The following is a 15,558-nucleotide window of genomic DNA, read 5'->3' on the forward strand; positions in this document are numbered from 1 at the left end:
ATGACGGCGGACCACTCTGATTCCGCGACACTACCGTCCATTCTGGTGGTCGACGACGAGCCGGATTTGCTGATCGTCATGGCGGCGCGTCTGAAGGACGACTATCACGTGGAAGTCGCCTCGTCTGCGGCGGAAGCCGATGTGCTGCTCGGCATGCAGCATTTCGATTTGGTGATATCCGATCATTTGATGCCGAACGAGGAGGGGTTGGAGTTTCTCATGCGGGTGGCGCAGCACTTCCCGGCGACCAAGCGCATTCTCGTGACGGGCTATTTGAATCCGGAACTGATTTCGCGGGCACAGACCCTGGCCGATTTGAGCGGTTATCTCGTCAAACCCATCGAAGGACAGCAACTGCTCGCGGCCGTGGCCGGAGCGTTGGCCACTTAAGCACGGTCAATTTTCTCGCGCAAATACGGCGCCGTGACCGAACGCGCCCGCTTCATCAATCCGGCGAGGTTGCCCTGATAGAGCAGCCGTCCGCCGTCGGGACCTCCGGTCGGGCCGAGTTCGATCACGTAGTCGGCTTCGGCGATCAGATCGAGGTGATGCTCGATCACGACGACCGAATGCCCCTGATCGACCAACGAGTGCAGCAGGTGGATGAGCTTTTCACAGTCGCTCAAATGCAGGCCGATCGTAGGTTCCTCCAGCAGGTAAAGGTTGTGCGGTTGCTGGCCGCGGCTGCGTTCGGTGTAGGAGGCCAGTCCGCGCGACAATTCAGCGATCAACTTGAGGCGCTGCGCTTCGCCGCCGGAGAGCGATGGCGAGCTCTGGCCAAGAGTCAGGTAGCCCAGGCCGCAGTCGACCATTAGCTGGCAGATGGCGCCAAGTTGGCTGTGAAAGGAGAAAAATGCCGCCGCTTCTTCGAAGGTCAGTCGCAGCACATCGCCGATGGTGCGATCGTTCCACGTTACGTCATCGAGCTCCGGGCCGTAGCGCGATCCACCGCAGTCGTCGCAGGGGAGGAACGTGTCCGGCATGAACGCCATTTCGAGTTTGATGCGTCCGCCGCCCGCACAGGTCTCGCAGCGCCCGCCGGCGGTGTTGAAGGAAAACCGACTGGCGGTGTATCCACGAATCTTGGACTCCGGCAGGGACGCGAAAAATTGTCGGATCAAATCAAAAATGCCGAGATAAGTGGCCGGCGTGGAGCGCGGTGTTTTCCCGATGGGCGATTGATCGACTTCGATCACGGTCTTGAATGGCAGCGCTCCGCTGAGCTCACCGAACGGGGCACCCTCCATGGCTTCTTCCACGTCGTCAAACGCGCCCATTTTGACCAAGGTGGCGCCGGTGAGGCGGGTCTTTTTGGCCTTGATGGCAGCGCTCACCGCCGGTCTCAGCACGTCCCGAAACAGCGTCGATTTACCGGCCCCGCTGGGGCCCACCGCCATGACGAGACGTCCGAGCGGCAGATTGAGGTCGAATCCCTGCAGGTTGCGGAAGCTGACCTTGCTGAGCTTTAACCAATCGGTGGCTCGACCCGGGCCGCGGGGGGCGGGCAGGCTCCGGTAGGCTCCCTTGATGGGATGCGCGATACCCTTGGCGAGGAACAGGCCGGTGAGGGATTGGGCGTTGGCTTGGATCTCGGCGGGCGTGCCGGCCGCCAGCAACTCGCCGCCATGGGTGCCGGCACCGGGACCCAAGTCGACGATGCGATCGGCGTGGAGCATGAGTTCGTCGTCGTGCTCGACGACCAGCAGGGAGTTGCCCTTGTCGCGGAGGGATTCGAGCGTGGCGATCAGGCGGTCGTTGTCGCGGGCGTGCAAGCCGATGCTGGGTTCGTCGAGCACGTAGAGCACGCCGGCAAGATTGGTGCCGAGTTGGGCGGCCAGACGAATACGCTGAGCTTCACCGCCCGAGAGCGTGGCGGTGGGCCGCTCCAGCGCGAGGTAACCGAGTCCCACGTGATCGAGAAATTTCAGGCGTTCCTCAATCTGCGGCAGGATGTCCCGGAGAATAATTTTGCTGCGAGTATCCGATTTTAGGTTACGCAGGTTCTTCAAAACCGCTTCGGCGGTGCCCCGCAGCAGATCGGGCAAGGAGATGGGCGGCTGGCGTCCCTTCAGGGGCAGTTTCACGGCCCGGGAAACGCGGTTCAAACGGTCGCCCAGGCACTGAGGGCAGGGCGTTGATGATGCGTCGGATTTTTCGCTTAAGCCGGCCGACAGGTCCGCGATCTCCGGGGGCAGGTCGTCCTTGTCGTTTTTCGCCGCCATCCAGCCGAAGATGCGTCCGTGTCCGCGGCAGGCCGGGCACCAGCCGCGCGGGGAATTGTGCGAGAAATGTTTGGGATCGAGCTCCGGAAACGATTCGCCGGACTCCAAGTCGGTGCGCGTGGTGGAAAACCAGGACAGCACTTCGCCGGCGGGGTTGATGAGGAAACAGCCGCCTTTGCCGAGGCGGAGCGCCTCCTGCAAGGCAGTGCCGAGTTCGGTGGCGGCGAGGGTCTTGAGATCGGCCACCACCACCTCGACATCGTGTTCCTTGTAGCGGTCGAGTTTGGTGAACGCGTCGACGGGAAATACGCGTCCGTCCGCACGCATGAGTTCAAACCCATGACGCTCGATCCACTTCGCGATCGGCTCGTGGTGTCCCTTGCGGCCACGAATCAGCGGCGCGCACAAATACAGATGTTTGGCGCGGCGGGCCTGGGGGCTGCGCAGCACGCGAGTTAGCAATTGGCGGAGCTGGGCCGGGCTCAGCGGTTCGACCGGTCGGTCGGAGTCCGGATGATGCTGCACCCCCATGCGGGCGTAGAGCAGGCGCAAATATTGGGCTACTTCAGTAATGGTCGCCACGGTTGATTTGCGGGAGCCGCGCGTGATGCGTTGCTCGATGGCCACGGTGGGTGGGATGCCGCCCAAGTGATCGATGGCGGGTCGCGGCAACTGCTCCACAAATTGCCGGGCGTAGGCCGACATGGATTCCATGAAGCGCCGTTGGCCCTCGGCGAACACGATGTCGAAGGCCAACGTGGATTTACCCGAACCCGACACCCCCGTGACCACGATCAATTCGTTGTGGGGCAGATTCAGGGACAGGTTCTTCAGGTTGTTCTCCCGCGCCCCCACGATCGACAGTCCGGAGGCTCGAACGGGCATCGCAACAGCTGATTCAGCAGCAAGTAACGGCATTTTGTCACCTATTAGGTGACAAGTGGGATCGAGGGCTTCGCGGAGATACGGGGACGTGGCGGTGGCGGCGCGACCGGTGAGGGCGGCGATGGTTTCGGGCGGGGCTTCGGCGATGATGCGACCGCCGTCGGCGCCGGCTTCGGGCCCGATTTCGATGAGCCAATCGGCGGCTTTCAGCACGTCGAGATTGTGCTCAATCACGATCACGCTGTGGCCGCGATCGACGAGTGCCTGCAACACCGCGAGCAAGCGACCGACGTCGTGGCGATGCAGACCGGTGGTGGGCTCGTCCAGTAAAAGCAGGGCGGATTCATCGGCGGTGGATTCACCCATGGCGCCGAGATATTTGACCAGTTTAAGGCGTTGGGCTTCACCGCCGGAGAGGGTGTTGAGGGGCTGGCCGAGTGTTAGGTAACCGAGTCCCACGGTATCCAAGGAGCGGAGACGCGAAGCGATGGCGTCCTGCTCGGCAAAGAGTGGCAGGGCGTCGGAGATCGAAGTCTGCAGGAGCTCGGCCACGGAGCGGCCGTTCCATTTGATCGCGAGCACTTCGGGTTTGAAACGGCGGCCCTCGCACATCGGGCAGGGGACGAAGACATCGGAGAGGAACTGCATCTCGACGCGTTCGTAACCGAGGCCCTGACAGTGATCGCATCGCCCGTCGCCGGCGTTGAAGGAAAAGCTGGAGGCCGTGAACCCGGCGGCAGTGGCGGCCGGTTCGCGAGCGAACAGATTGCGGATGCCGTCCCAGGCTTCGCAGTAGAGGGCGGGATTGGAACGCGGGGTGCGGGAAAGCGGACTCTGGTCCACGAGCACAATCTCGCTGCCGTCGTCGCCGTGGATCGCGTTGATCGCGGCGACGTCTTCGGTTTGTTGAAAACGATGTGTCAGCAGGCCCTGGTAGATCGCGTGGTTCAGCAGGGTGGATTTGCCCGAGCCGGACACGCCGCTGAGACAGACCAATCGTTGCAATGGCACGGCGAGGGTGACGTCGCGCAAGTTGTGTTTGGTAACGCCTTCGAACGTGAGTCGCGGAGTCTGGGCGCTTACCGTCCGGCGCGACGCGGGGGCCGAGATGGTGGCGCGACCGGAGAGGTAGCGGCCGGTGATACTGGCTTCAGATTCCAGCATGGCGGGAAGGTTGCCTTCGAAGACCACGTGACCTCCGCGACTGCCGGGTTCCGGGCCGATTTCAATGAGATGGTCGGCCGCGCGAATCATGGCTTCGTCGTGCTCGACGACGACGACGGTGTTACCCGCATCGGTGAGCGTGCGGATGATGCCGATGAGCCGGTCGATATCACGCGGATGCAGACCGACACTCGGCTCGTCGAGGACGAACAAGGTATCGACCAACGAAGTGCCGAGGCAGGAGGTGAGGTTGACGCGTTGGACCTCGCCGCCTGATAGCGTTTTGGACGAGCGATCCAGGGTCAGGTAACCCAGTCCCACCTGTTCCAGATAGCGCAGGCGCGTGACCATGGCGTTGAACGCGAGTTCGGACTGGCGGTCTCCGGCGGCGGGCGTGTTGGCGTGGAGGCGCTGGAGCAAGTCGCTGACCGGCGTGGTGTAGAGTTCGGGCAGCGTTTGCCCTTCCCATTTCCAACAGAGGGCCTCGGGTTGCAGGCGCGTGCCGCCGCAGTGCGGACACGGATTGTAGGCGCGAAAACGGGAAAGGAAGACCCGCACGTGCATCTTGTAGGTGTTCTTTTCGAGCCAGCCGAAAAAGCCTTTCAGGCCATACCAAGCCTTCGGCCACTCGACGCCGTCTTCGCCGTAACCGGGGGAACCGTTGATCACGAAGTTCCGATGCTCCGGCTTCATTTGAGCGAAGGGGATGTTGGTCGGGATTTTCAGTTTCCGGGTGAATTTGAGCAGGTCCTTCTTGGACTCGCCGTAGACTTGGCCTTCCCAGCATTTGATGGCGCCATCATCGATCGACTTGGTGTGGTCGGGGATGGCCAGGCGGTAATCGATTTCGATGACGCGACCGAAGCCCCGACAATGCGGACACGCTCCGAGCGGCGAGTTGAACGAAAACAACGCGGGACTCGCCGCGCGAAACGAGCGACCGGAGCCGGGCGCGTGAAGCCCGCGGGAGTAGTGTCCGGCGGCGACGAAGCTCGGGCCGGAGGAGGCGGATTTGAAGAGGTGAAGCTCGCCTTGGCCGAAATGCAGGGCCGACTCGGCAGCTTCAAGGAAGCGACCGCGATCGGCATCGCGCAGCGTGACGCGGTCCTGCGCTACGAAGAGGTGATCGACGTCGTCGAGAAGTGAGAGTTTGGCCTCCAGTTCATCGATCCGATGCGCGGTGAGGTCGGGAGTCGGCACATCGGGCACCAGCACGCGCACATAGGCTTGGCCCCGCAGGTTTTTGAGAATCTCGCTCCACTTGAGCTTTCCCGGCCGTGTCACTTTGAAGGCCACCACAACTTGCGTATCGGGATGGGCGACGGTCGCTTTGTTCCAGATGGTGGCAGGCGTGTCGTCGACGACCTCGAGTCCGGTGTCGGGGTCGTAGCATTTCGCCACGTGACTGAACCACACCTTGGCGTAGTCGGTGAGCTCGGTCATGGTTCCGACGGTGGAACGCGATGTTTTGACCGTGTTGGTCTGCTCGATCGCGATGGACGGGCGGATATTCTCGATCGTGTCGACGGCGGGTTTGTCGAGCAGATCGAGAAATTGTCGCGTGTAGGCACTGAACGTCTCGACGTAGCGGCGTTGGCCCTCGGCGTGCAGGGTATCGAAGACGAGCGAGCTTTTTCCCGCGCCGCTGAGACCGGTGACAACGACGTAGCGCCCCAGCGGGATATCGAGGTCAAACCCCTTCAGGTTGTTCTGACGAACACCACGGAGGCGGATACAATCGGGAGCGGAAGGACGACCAGAGGAAACCACCGCTCCACGAAGATCAGCGCCGGACAAAACTCAACCCGCAGTCGAAATTGGGCGAAAATACCTGCGCATCACCCCCTCGGACACAGCGCGAGCGTGGCGCGGGCGGCGCGCATGGCGGCGGCGACTTCGGCCGGCGGTTCGCTGTCGGTGACGATGGTGTGGTTTTCCGCGAAACCGGTGGCGAGGATCGGGGCTTTGCGGCCGAACTTGGAGTGGTCGACGGCGAAGATGCACTGGTCGGCGGCTTCGACCATGCGCTTTTGGGTGGCCGCGATGGGAGGATTGTGAGCCCACATGCCCTCGGCCGTCACGCCGACGGCACCGAGGATGGCGATATCCGCATGCACGCGTTCGAGCATCTCGTCACAGTGGGGTCCAACCAACACGCCGATGCGGTTGTGAATCGTGCCGCCGGTGACGATCGTCTCGATGGAACTGACGTCGCTGAGCAACCCGGCGACCGGCAGCGAATTGGTGATGACATTGAGACGTTTGCCGATGAGTAGCCGGGCCACCGCATAGGGAGAGGTGCCGCCATCGATGATGACGGTCATTCCGGGCAGGACCCGTTCGGCGATGAATCGGGCCATGACGAATTTCTCGTCCGCATTGCGTTGGTCGCGGGCGATGAAGTCGTATTCGCGGGCCACTTCGTCGGAATCGATCGCGGAAGCCCCGCCGTGATGGCGCCGCGCGGAGCCGCGGGATTCGAGCTCGTCGAGCGCGCGCCGGACCGTCGATACGGAGATGCGAAACCGGGTGGAAAGGGTGTGTAAATCGGCGTAGCGGTGGTCGCGCAGGTATTTTTCAATCAATTCGACGCGGCGGCGATTGGTCATGGGGATGCGGGGGGATTCGAGAGGGTTTGAAAGCGTTCGAGATAGGCGTCGATTTGTCGCTGCGTCGAAAAATTTTCGTCGGCGAATGACCGGGCGCGCGCCCCCATGCGTTCGCGCATGGAAGTGTTTTCGATCAAGGTAATGAGTTTGGCCCGAAAGGCTTCGGCATCATCCCTCGGGATGAGATATCCGGTTTCACCGGGCAGAAACGTTTCGCCGACGCCGAGCGCGTCATAGGCGACGGCGGGCAGGCCGTGGGCCTGGGCTTCGATGAGAAAATTGGACAAGGACTCGCGGCGGGACGCATGCACCGCGATGTCGGCGGCGAGGTAAAACGGCTTCGGGTCCGAGCTCCAGCCGAGGAACCGCACGCGATCGCTGATCCCGAGTGCCGAGGCGCGATCGCGACAAGCGGCGAGGGCGGGACCGTCGCCGGCCAGCCAGAGTTGCACATCGAATTCGGGGACCAAGGTCGCCAGGATTTCGACGAGGGCGATGTGGTTTTTCTCGGGCCGAAACATCGCGACATCGAGCATCACCACCGTGGAGGCGGAAGCCCCGTGGTCGGATCTCAGATCGGAAGGCTCGGTCGACGCGGCGTCGGTGGGTTCAAACACCAGGGCGTTGTGGATGACGGCGATTTGCGCGGCGGGGACACCATGGTCCGCGACGGCGGCGTCACGTGCGGCGCGACTGTTGGCGATCACCTGGCGGGTTCGCTGTAGGGAGCGTTTGAACAGCCACGGCAGGGGTTTGCCGGTGCGCAGGGTGGAGACGACGGCGTTGTTTGGCAGGGCGTCCTGCAGGGCGCCGCCGTAGCAATTGGCCATGCGCCCCATGCACAACACGATGTCGGGCTGATGTTGCTTGGCGTAGCGCACGAGTCCGGGGGCCCACCAATCGAGGCGTGAATCGCGCTTTTGCAGCGAGTGGATCGTCAAGCGATCAGGCGGGGCCGGGGGCTGGAGCGGACCGCCCGGACGGAAGGTGACGAGGTGGGTGGCGTGTCCGGCGGAGGCGAAACCTTCGGCAAGGAGCACCGATTGGCGTTCGGTGCCGCCACTGCGCAGGAAATCTTGCACGACGAGTATTTTCATTGCCCGGGCCGGTAAGGGAGGTGGAAGGTCAACAGGACGGATGAATCACCCAATGTTAATCATGCTGGTGCGTTGGAGCGTTCTGGCGCTGGGCGTCACGATCGCCACCAAAATCGTGCCCGGGATCGAATGCAACGAACCTTCCACGCTCATCATCGTGGTCGTGTTGCTGAGCTTTCTCAACGCGGTGCTCAAACCGCTGCTCATGCTCTTCGCGTTACCCTTCATCGTGGTCACCATGGGGCTGGGTATCGTGTTGATCAACGCGACTCTTTTCTGGCTGGTCGGCGAACTCGTGAACGGTTTTTCGGTCGCCTCGTTTGGTTCCGCCTTGTTGGGCGCGATCATTGTGAGTGTGACCAACCTCGTGCTCAACAGCGTGCTGGGCCCGAAAGGGAAGGCGGGCCGGAGCGATCGCAAAGGTGGTGGCCGCGGCCCGGGCAAGCCGCCCAAGCCCGACGACGTGATCGACGTCTAGGCGTCGGGTGGTCGGGCAAGACCGGCGAAACAATTTGACCGGGGATGGGACGCGGGCGACGTTGGCGGCCAAATTTTATCAACCATGGCTGAATCCAAAGACTACGATCTCATTGTCATCGGCGGCGGACCGGCGGGTTACGCCGCTGCTATTCGCGCCGGTCAACTCGGCAAAAAAGTTGCCTGCGTCGAAATGGAAAGTGCGGGCGGCACTTGCCTCAACTGGGGCTGTATTCCGACCAAGGCCCTGCTCAAGAGCGCGGAGCTTTATCTGAAGATGAAAAAGGCCGACGAATTCGGCATTTCGGCCGGTGAAATCACGTTCGACTTTGCGAAAGTCATGGAACGTTCGCGAGGCGTGGCGGGCCAAATGGCCAAGGGGATCGAGTTCCTCTTCAAGAAGAACAAGGTCGATTATATCCGCGGCAAAGGACAGGTGAGCGCGCCGGGCATGGTTTCCATCGTCGAAGGCAAGGACATGGGGCAGTTCCTCAAAGCGAAGAACATCCTCATCGCGACCGGCTGCAAGATGCGCCGTATTCCTGGACTCGAAGTCGATGGTGAGCGCGTGATGACTTCACGTGAAGCTCTGGCCAACAAGAAGTTGCCGAAATCCATTGTGATCGTGGGGGCCGGCGCCATCGGCGTGGAGTTCGCGTATTTCTACAACGCCTTCGGCACCGATGTGACCCTCGTGGAAATGTTGCCGAATGTGCTGCCGATCGAGGACAACGAGATTTCCAAGACGCTCGAGCGTTCGTTCGAGAAGCAAGGCATCAAGATCCGCACCGGCACGAAGTGTGAGAATTTCCAAGTCGGCAAAGACACCGTGAAGCTCGATCTCGTCAAAGGTGGCGAGAAAGAGGAAATCGAAGCCGAGGTGGTGCTTTCCGCCATCGGCGTCGTCGCCAACATCGAAGGCGTGCTCGCGGCTAACGTGAAGGTCGCGCTCGATCGCGACTACGTGAAGGTCGGCGACGACTACCAGACCAACGTCAAAGGCATCTACGCGGCGGGCGACATCATCGGCCCACCTTGGCTCGCCCACATCGCGACGTTTGAGGCCGTGCAGGCGGTCAATGGCATGTTCGGCCACGGCAAACCCAAGCGCGTCGGTAATTTCCCGGGTTGCACCTATTGCCAGCCCCAGGTTTCCAGCACCGGTCTCACGGAGCAGGCGGCCAAAGAGAAGAAACTCGACTACAAGGTCGGCAAGTTTCCCTTCACCGCTTCCGGCAAGGCCGTCGCCAGCGGCGCAGCCGAAGGGTTTGTCAAAGTCATCACCGACAAAAAGACCGGCGAGATCTACGGCGCGCATATTATTGGCGCCGAGGCGACGGAGCTCATTGCCGAGTATGGTTTTGCCATGGATCTCGAAGCGACCGTCGAGGATATCCATCACACGATCCACGCGCATCCGACCCTCAGCGAGGCGGTCATGGAAGCCGCCGCCGCCTCGCTCGGCGAAGCGATCCACATCTAAAGCACGTTACATCCCAGTCACCAAAAAGCCGCAGCGAACCCTGCGGCTTTTTTGCGACATAATGACGGCTTGGTCAGCTGGCTGGCCGAGCCGAAGTTCCGCAAAGCGGATCGAAGGCTGGTGCTCCCGGCGAGAATCGAACTCACATCACTGGCTTCGGAGACCAATGCACTATCCATTGTGCTACAGGAGCAGTAACCAACGTCGGCGAAAAGTGGCTTCCCGTCCGACACGGTGTCGAGCGGTTTTTGCGATCAATGCCGCGAAGAGGCACAAATTTCAGTTCTGCGCCGCCGCGGCCCGCTCGGCTTTGGCCAGCCGTTCGATGAGCAAAACGGCCAGTCCCCCCGCGCAGAGCAGCAGCAGCGCGACCCCGGGTTGCGCGTCGGCTCCCGGCATCATGTTGATCTGAATCAACGGCACTTCTTCGCCGGCGCTGTTGAGGCGGGTTGTCACGGTTTCTTTCCACGGCCACAGGGTGCGCAGGGCTCCCGCCATGACCCCCGTCAAGGCGATCAAGGTCGCGTGACGATACTGTTTGAGCAGCCAACTGACGATGCGGACGAATGACAGAATTCCCGTGGCGATACCCAGACAGAACACGCCCAGCGTAACGAAGTCGCGGTTGTTCACCGCTGCGAGCACCTCCTGATATTTGCCCATGATCAACAGCAGGTAGGAGCCGGAGATGCCGGGCAGGATCATGGCGCAAATCGCGATGGCACCGGCCAGAAACACGAAAGGCAGACCCGCGGGAGTTTGGGTGGCTTCCAAGCCTACGATGACCCAAGTGCCGGCCGCGAAGGCGGCAAACAGCCCGAAATCCAGCGGACGCCAGCGCCAGGTCTCACGGGCGAGCAGCACGATCGATCCCAGCACCAGTCCGAAGAAAAAGGACCACAAATGCTCGGGGTAATTCACCATCAAGTGTTCCAATACCTTGGCCATGGAGACGACCGCCACGAGAAGGCCCGAGCCCAGCGCGATGAAAAATGGCAGCGGCACGCGGGCGCAGGCCGCTTTGAAATCTCCTTTGAGCACGAACCGCAGCGTGGTCAGATCGAAGGATTTGATGCCGTTGAGCAGCCGCTCGTAGATGCCGCAGATAAAGGCGATGGTGCCGCCGGACACGCCGGGAACGACGTCGGCCGAGCCCATGAGAAAACCGACGAGCGCGATACGGAGATGGGGAAGGATTTTCACGAAAAGGAGCGGGAAACGAGAGGAACGGCAGAAGTTGCGACCATAAAAAATGGCAGGCCGAACGGAATCGGGCCTGCCATTAAAATGTTGATTTGAAGACGCTTAAATCGCGGGCTCGGTCTTCTTCAGGCCGACGACGCGGTCGCCTTCCTTCCATTGGCCACGCTTCTTGAGGAGTTCGACTCGCTCAAAACGCTTGAGGACGTTGCGCTTCACGACGAGGCCACGGGGACCTTGGAGAGATTTGTGCTGGGACATGGTGGTATCGGTTAAATTGGTGCTTGTTGGCGCGTTAAAGGTTAAGGGAGCTAGAGTTCGCCTGTGCCCATGACAAGTATTTTTCCGCGACATGTTCGGCTACGACCGTAATCCACTGCGGGGTCGCATACGGATGATGGCGGTGCAGCCAGGCTTCGATCTCCAAATGGCGGGTGGAAAGGAACTTCACGGTGACGCGGTATTCCGTGGCGGACTCGACTTTTCCCTCCCAGCGGTAAGTCGACGTGATGGGCCCGTCGACCTGCACGCACGCGGCCAAGCGGCCCTCCACCAGCCCCCGGGCCAGATCCTGAGCTTGTGACGCGGTTTCCACGGTGGTCCAGCCGATCAGCATAATGACATGAGTTTCGGCAGGTGACAGAGGTCGGCAAGCTCGGGTTTGGGTGGCAAAATTGCCCTTGACGGTCGGGAGAGCCCCGAATGCTCTTGGCGGTTTCTGTCGATAAATCTCCTTACCGATCCATGCGTGACGATTACATTAAAGAGGCGCTGACCTCAGTGGCCGACCCGAATCTTCTCATCAACATTGTGTCCCGCCGCGTCAAGCAGTTGAAGCGGGGCAGCCGTCCGTTGGTGGAGTCGCTCGAGAAACTCTCCCCCGAGGACGTGGCTTTGCGCGAGGTGATCGAAGGCAAGATTGTCTTCGAGACCGCTGAAGCCTGATCGGTTCCCACCGACCTTCGGCACGTTTCCTCGGGCGGCACCGCGTTGGCGGCGCCGCCCGTTTTTTTAGCCCCCGTAAGTTTCTTTTCCGCTCCTCGTCTCATGGCCGCCGCCCAATCCCATAAAAAGAAAGCCGTCCGGTTTACCGAGATCCGCAACGCCAAGGCGATGCGGGACTATTTTGTGGAGACGCGGTTTGAGGCGGGCATTGCCCTGAAAGGCACGGAAGTGAAATCCATCCGAGTCGGCCGGGCGCAGATCAATGACGCTTTTGGCCGGCTCAAGAATGGGGAGCTCTGGCTGGTCAATGCCCACATCGACGAATACAGCTTCGGTTCGTATTCGAATCATGAACCGAAACGCACGCGCAAACTCCTGCTCAAGAAATCGGAGCTGCGGAAAATCGACCAGGCGATGAACCAGGGCGGGCGTTCGCTCATCCCGACGCGCATGTATTTTAAAGAAGCGTTGGTGAAGGTCGAAGTCGCGATCTGCACGGGCAAGAAGCTTTACGACAAGCGGGAGGATCTCAAAAAGAAGATCATCGACCGCGAAACCGACCGCGCGGTGAAAGCCCACCGCTGACTCTTTCTTGCTTCCCCGTGACCATGTCTTCCGTTTCCGTCCGCGTCCCCGGCAGCACGTCCAATTGCGGAGCGGGTTTCGATACCCTCGGTCTGGCGCTGCAAATTTACAACACGGTCACACTCGAACGCGTGGAGGCGTCCGGCGCGCATCCGGTCACGCCCGCGGACGGCCGCGCTGCCGATTTGGTGACAGAGGTGATGCAAACGTTTGCCGCCCGCACCGGTCGAGCCGTGCCGGGTTTCACGTATCAGATTACCGGTGACGTGCCGCCGGCGCGTGGTCTGGGTTCCAGTGTCACGGTGCTCGCGGGCGTGCTGGCGGGTCTGAACCATTGGGCGGGTGAGCCGATGTCGCGCGAAGACCTGGTCTCCGCCCTGACCGCGATCGAGGGACACCCCGATAACGCGGCGGCAGGCGTGCTGGGTGGATTTTGTGTGGCCCGGTGCGGTGAGACTCCGGCGGAATACGCGGGGACGGTGCGAATCGAAATCCCCAGCGAGCTGTGCTTTGTGGTGGTCTCACCGGTCACCGAGATCGCCACCAAGGCGTCGCGTGGCGTATTGCCGACCCGTATCAGCCATCTCGATGCGGTGCGCAGCGTGAACAGTGCGGCGTGTTTGACCGCGGCCCTGGCCACAGGCGAGTTTGAGAAACTGCGCGGGGCGGTGGGCGACTTTTTGCATGAACCCTATCGACTGCCTGGCATCACGGGCGCGCGGGAAGCCATCGATGCGGGCGTGACTGCCGGAGCTTATACGGGCTGGTTGAGCGGCAGTGGTTCGAGCGTATTGGGCTTGGCCCCGACCGGGAACGCCGAAGCGGTGAGCGCGGCGATGTCAGCCGCGTTCGCGGCGGTCGGCGTCGAAAGTGACGCACGTCTGTTGATCGCGGATAACGCGGGGTTGGTGGTTCGTGCAGGCGCGCTTTAGCGCGCGACCTGCGGCCAGAACTCGAGGATTTTGTCGGACAAGGTGTGGGCCCGAAATGGTTTCGCCAGCACGGCTTTCAGGTTTTTGACCTCCCCCTGATCCCGCCCGTCCAGGGCGGCGATGTGCCCGGTGATCATGATTGAGGGCACGCCTGGTTTGAGTTGCTCCGCTCGTTTGAGAAACTCCATGCCGTCGATGTCGGGCATGTAGAAATCGGTGACGATGATACCGACATCCAGGTCCGCCATGGCCTCAAGCGCGTCGAGGGGGCGGGCGAACGTCGCGACTGGACAGGCCAGGTTTTCGCCCAGAATGATCGAAAGCAGGTCCAAATAGGACTGCTCGTCGTCGACGATGATGGCGTGGGGAAGGGAGGCGGCGGTCAAAGCGTGAGGAAGTGGAATAGATCGCTAACGTTTAATCGATGGCCGGTAAAGCTTAGGCGCGACAGCGGGCACGGGGAAGTTGCCATTGTCATGCGGGCACGGGCTTCCCACGGTGCCTCTTTTTCATGCTGCACGTCGTATTATTTCAACCCGAGATTCCGCAAAATACTGGCAACATCGGACGCATGTGCGCGCTGACCCGCAGCCGGTTGCATCTCGTGCACCCGCTGGGATTTGAGATCACCGACAAGCACTTGAAACGGGCGGGCATGGACTACTGGCACGCGTTGGACGTGCACCATCACGCGGACTGGGCGGCATTTGAAGCCTCGGCGGCCGGCCCCGAGCGCTTGTGGTTGTTCACGACCAAGACCGCGCAGTCGTATTGGGATGTCAGTTACGCCGACGGCGACGGACTGCTTTTCGGCAACGAAGGCCACGGGGCGCCGGAGTGGTTGCACGATAGGATCGGCGAGGCGCAGCGGCTTACCATTCCGCACAAAAACCCCGAATTGCGTTCGCTCAACCTCAGCACGGCGGCTGGCATCGCGACCTACGAGGCGCTGCGGCAGGTCGGGCTTTAGGGCTTAAATCTCGTCCTTGCGAAAGCACGAGACTTCGCGGCCCTTGAAGGCCTCCAACTGCGGGGGCGTGCTCTTGCAGACGTCGGTCGCATGGGGACAGCGCGGGTGGAAGGTGCAACCCGAGGGAGGATTGATCGGCGAGGGCGGATCGCCCGGCAGGACGATGCGTTTACGGCTGCGTTCCTCGTCCGGGTTGGGCGTGGGAATCGCACTCACCAAGGCCCGGGTGTAGGGGTGGGCGGGGGCATCGATCACTTCCTCGGCGGTGCCGATCTCGACAATCTTGCCGAGATACATGACGGCGACGCGGTCGGAGATGTGTTTCACCACCGACAGGTCGTGAGCGATGAATACCAGACTCAGGCCCATCTTACGCACGAGTTCGGCCAAGAGGTTCAAAATCTGGGCTTGGATGGAGACGTCCAGGGCGGACACCGGCTCATCCGCGATGATGACCTTGGGACGCAAGGCGAGCGCGCGGGCGATGGCGATGCGTTGGCGCTGACCACCGGAAAACTCATGCGGGTATTTCTGCATGAAACGCGGGGCGAGACCGACCGTGATCATGAGTTCGGTCACGCGTTCCACGACCTCGGATTGGGTGCAGACTTTGTGCACCAACAACGGTTCGGCGAGCGTCGCGAAGACGGTGGCCCGGGGGTTGAGCGAAGCGTAGGGGTCCTGGAAGACCATCTGCAGATCGCGACGAATCGAAAGCACGTCAGAGTCCGAACTCGACGTGAGATTGCGACCTTCGAGGATGACGGTGCCGCCGGTGGTCGGCACCAACTGCATGATGGTGCGGGCGAGGGTGGACTTGCCACAGCCGGACTCGCCGACGAGACCGAGGACCTCCCCCTGCTCGACGGTGAGGTTTACGCCGTCGACCGCTTTGACGGTGCCGACCGTGTGTTTGAAAAGGAACCCGTCTTTAATCGGGAAATGCGTCTGGACGTTCTGCAGCTCGAGAATGGTTTCAGGCATGGGAG

General features: G+C 61.6%; 15 protein-coding genes and 1 tRNA gene. 7 read left to right on the forward strand and 9 right to left on the reverse strand.

Annotated elements, in window-relative coordinates:
- Complete coding sequence (locus tag PXH66_RS05425) at positions 1 to 390, forward strand: response regulator (protein ID WP_330927912.1); 390 nt, start codon at positions 1 to 3, stop codon at positions 388 to 390.
- Here the strand turns inward: PXH66_RS05425 and uvrA are convergent.
- The 3 genes from uvrA to PXH66_RS05440 form a co-directional block, all read right to left on the reverse strand.
- Complete coding sequence (uvrA, locus tag PXH66_RS05430) at positions 387 to 6,041, reverse strand: excinuclease ABC subunit UvrA (RefSeq protein ID WP_330927910.1); 5,655 nt, start codon at positions 6,039 to 6,041, stop codon at positions 387 to 389. The genes PXH66_RS05425 and uvrA overlap by 4 nt on opposite strands.
- Positions 6,042 to 6,109: 68 nt before the next feature.
- Positions 6,110 to 6,880, reverse strand: coding sequence for a DeoR/GlpR family DNA-binding transcription regulator (locus PXH66_RS05435; protein ID WP_330927909.1), 771 nt, complete (start codon positions 6,878 to 6,880; stop codon positions 6,110 to 6,112).
- Positions 6,877 to 7,977, reverse strand: a complete 1,101-nt coding sequence (locus PXH66_RS05440) for a glycosyltransferase family 4 protein (protein ID WP_330927908.1) — start codon at positions 7,975 to 7,977, stop codon at positions 6,877 to 6,879. Before PXH66_RS05440 ends, PXH66_RS05435 begins: the two co-directional genes overlap by 4 nt.
- Before the next feature lie 61 nt (positions 7,978 to 8,038).
- Here PXH66_RS05440 and PXH66_RS05445 point away from each other — a divergent pair, with 61 nt between their 5' ends.
- Both PXH66_RS05445 and lpdA read left to right on the forward strand, forming a co-directional pair.
- On the forward strand, positions 8,039 to 8,455 hold the full coding sequence (locus tag PXH66_RS05445; RefSeq protein WP_330927907.1) for a phage holin family protein: 417 nt from the start codon (positions 8,039 to 8,041) through the stop codon (positions 8,453 to 8,455).
- Between the two features lie 84 nt (positions 8,456 to 8,539).
- The gene (lpdA, locus tag PXH66_RS05450) at positions 8,540 to 9,937 is read left to right on the forward strand and encodes a dihydrolipoyl dehydrogenase (RefSeq protein WP_330927906.1); all 1,398 of its coding nucleotides are present in this window, start codon (positions 8,540 to 8,542) and stop codon (positions 9,935 to 9,937) included.
- A gap of 118 nt (positions 9,938 to 10,055) precedes the next feature.
- Here lpdA and PXH66_RS05455 read toward each other — a convergent pair.
- The 4 genes from PXH66_RS05455 to cutA all read right to left on the reverse strand — a co-directional run bounded on the left by PXH66_RS05455 (position 10,056) and on the right by cutA (position 11,753).
- Positions 10,056 to 10,130, reverse strand: a tRNA-Arg gene (locus PXH66_RS05455).
- 86 nt (positions 10,131 to 10,216) lie between these two features.
- Positions 10,217 to 11,140, reverse strand: a complete 924-nt coding sequence (locus tag PXH66_RS05460) for a DUF368 domain-containing protein (RefSeq protein ID WP_330927905.1) — start codon at positions 11,138 to 11,140, stop codon at positions 10,217 to 10,219.
- A 102-nt stretch (positions 11,141 to 11,242) separates the two neighbouring features.
- Positions 11,243 to 11,398 (reverse strand): small basic protein, encoded by a 156-nt coding sequence (locus PXH66_RS05465; protein WP_330927904.1) that lies wholly within the window; start codon positions 11,396 to 11,398, stop codon positions 11,243 to 11,245.
- 34 nt (positions 11,399 to 11,432) lie between these two features.
- The gene (gene cutA / locus PXH66_RS05470) at positions 11,433 to 11,753 is read right to left on the reverse strand and encodes a divalent-cation tolerance protein CutA (protein WP_330927903.1); all 321 of its coding nucleotides are present in this window, start codon (positions 11,751 to 11,753) and stop codon (positions 11,433 to 11,435) included.
- Positions 11,754 to 11,881: 128 nt separating this feature from the next.
- On the opposite strand from cutA, the gene PXH66_RS05475 reads away from it, so the two are divergent.
- The 3 genes from PXH66_RS05475 (at position 11,882) to thrB (ending at position 13,599) form a co-directional block, all read left to right on the forward strand.
- Positions 11,882 to 12,082 (forward strand): DNA-directed RNA polymerase subunit omega, encoded by a 201-nt coding sequence (locus tag PXH66_RS05475; RefSeq protein ID WP_330927902.1) that lies wholly within the window; start codon positions 11,882 to 11,884, stop codon positions 12,080 to 12,082.
- A gap of 102 nt (positions 12,083 to 12,184) precedes the next feature.
- Positions 12,185 to 12,667, forward strand: a complete 483-nt coding sequence (gene smpB / locus PXH66_RS05480; RefSeq protein ID WP_330927901.1) for an SsrA-binding protein SmpB — start codon at positions 12,185 to 12,187, stop codon at positions 12,665 to 12,667.
- Between the two features lie 23 nt (positions 12,668 to 12,690).
- Complete coding sequence (gene thrB, locus PXH66_RS05485) at positions 12,691 to 13,599, forward strand: homoserine kinase (protein ID WP_330927900.1); 909 nt, start codon at positions 12,691 to 12,693, stop codon at positions 13,597 to 13,599.
- Here thrB and PXH66_RS05490 read toward each other — a convergent pair.
- Positions 13,596 to 13,985 carry a response regulator gene (locus tag PXH66_RS05490; protein ID WP_330927899.1) on the reverse strand — a complete coding sequence of 130 codons (390 nt, stop codon included), beginning with the start codon at positions 13,983 to 13,985 and terminating at the stop codon, positions 13,596 to 13,598. The two genes, thrB and PXH66_RS05490, sit on opposite strands and share 4 nt — an antisense overlap.
- 125 nt (positions 13,986 to 14,110) lie before the next feature.
- On the opposite strand from PXH66_RS05490, the gene PXH66_RS05495 reads away from it, so the two are divergent.
- The gene (locus tag PXH66_RS05495; RefSeq protein WP_330927898.1) at positions 14,111 to 14,569 is read left to right on the forward strand and encodes a tRNA (cytidine(34)-2'-O)-methyltransferase; all 459 of its coding nucleotides are present in this window, start codon (positions 14,111 to 14,113) and stop codon (positions 14,567 to 14,569) included.
- Positions 14,570 to 14,572: 3 nt separating this feature from the next.
- Here the strand turns inward: PXH66_RS05495 and PXH66_RS05500 are convergent, their stop codons facing one another.
- Positions 14,573 to 15,553: an ABC transporter ATP-binding protein gene (locus PXH66_RS05500; protein ID WP_330927897.1), complete on the reverse strand. Its 981-nt coding sequence runs from the start codon at positions 15,551 to 15,553 to the stop codon at positions 14,573 to 14,575.
- Between the last annotated feature and the right edge of the window lie 5 nt (positions 15,554 to 15,558).

The organism is Synoicihabitans lomoniglobus, assembly GCF_029023725.1.
In the GTDB taxonomy this organism is placed as follows: Bacteria; Verrucomicrobiota; Verrucomicrobiia; order Opitutales; family Opitutaceae; genus Actomonas; species Actomonas lomonigloba.

What these genes read in the sequence shown, in the direction of transcription:
- PXH66_RS05475 (WP_330927902.1), top strand. Translation starts at nt 11,882, where the DNA reads ATGCGTGACGATTACATTAAAGAGGCGCTGACCTCAGTGGCCGACCCG.
- thrB (WP_330927900.1), top strand. Translation starts at nt 12,691, where the DNA reads ATGTCTTCCGTTTCCGTCCGCGTCCCCGGCAGCACGTCCAATTGCGGA.
- PXH66_RS05440 (WP_330927908.1), bottom strand. Translation starts at nt 7,977, where the DNA reads ATGAAAATACTCGTCGTGCAAGATTTCCTGCGCAGTGGCGGCACCGAA.
- PXH66_RS05465 (WP_330927904.1), bottom strand. Translation starts at nt 11,398, where the DNA reads ATGTCCCAGCACAAATCTCTCCAAGGTCCCCGTGGCCTCGTCGTGAAG.
- PXH66_RS05495 (WP_330927898.1), top strand. Translation starts at nt 14,111, where the DNA reads ATGCTGCACGTCGTATTATTTCAACCCGAGATTCCGCAAAATACTGGC.
- PXH66_RS05445 (WP_330927907.1), top strand. Translation starts at nt 8,039, where the DNA reads ATGCTGGTGCGTTGGAGCGTTCTGGCGCTGGGCGTCACGATCGCCACC.
- cutA (WP_330927903.1), bottom strand. Translation starts at nt 11,753, where the DNA reads ATGCTGATCGGCTGGACCACCGTGGAAACCGCGTCACAAGCTCAGGAT.
- lpdA (WP_330927906.1), top strand. Translation starts at nt 8,540, where the DNA reads ATGGCTGAATCCAAAGACTACGATCTCATTGTCATCGGCGGCGGACCG.
- PXH66_RS05500 (WP_330927897.1), bottom strand. Translation starts at nt 15,553, where the DNA reads ATGCCTGAAACCATTCTCGAGCTGCAGAACGTCCAGACGCATTTCCCG.
- PXH66_RS05435 (WP_330927909.1), bottom strand. Translation starts at nt 6,880, where the DNA reads ATGACCAATCGCCGCCGCGTCGAATTGATTGAAAAATACCTGCGCGAC.
- smpB (WP_330927901.1), top strand. Translation starts at nt 12,185, where the DNA reads ATGGCCGCCGCCCAATCCCATAAAAAGAAAGCCGTCCGGTTTACCGAG.
- PXH66_RS05425 (WP_330927912.1), top strand. Translation starts at nt 1, where the DNA reads ATGACGGCGGACCACTCTGATTCCGCGACACTACCGTCCATTCTGGTG.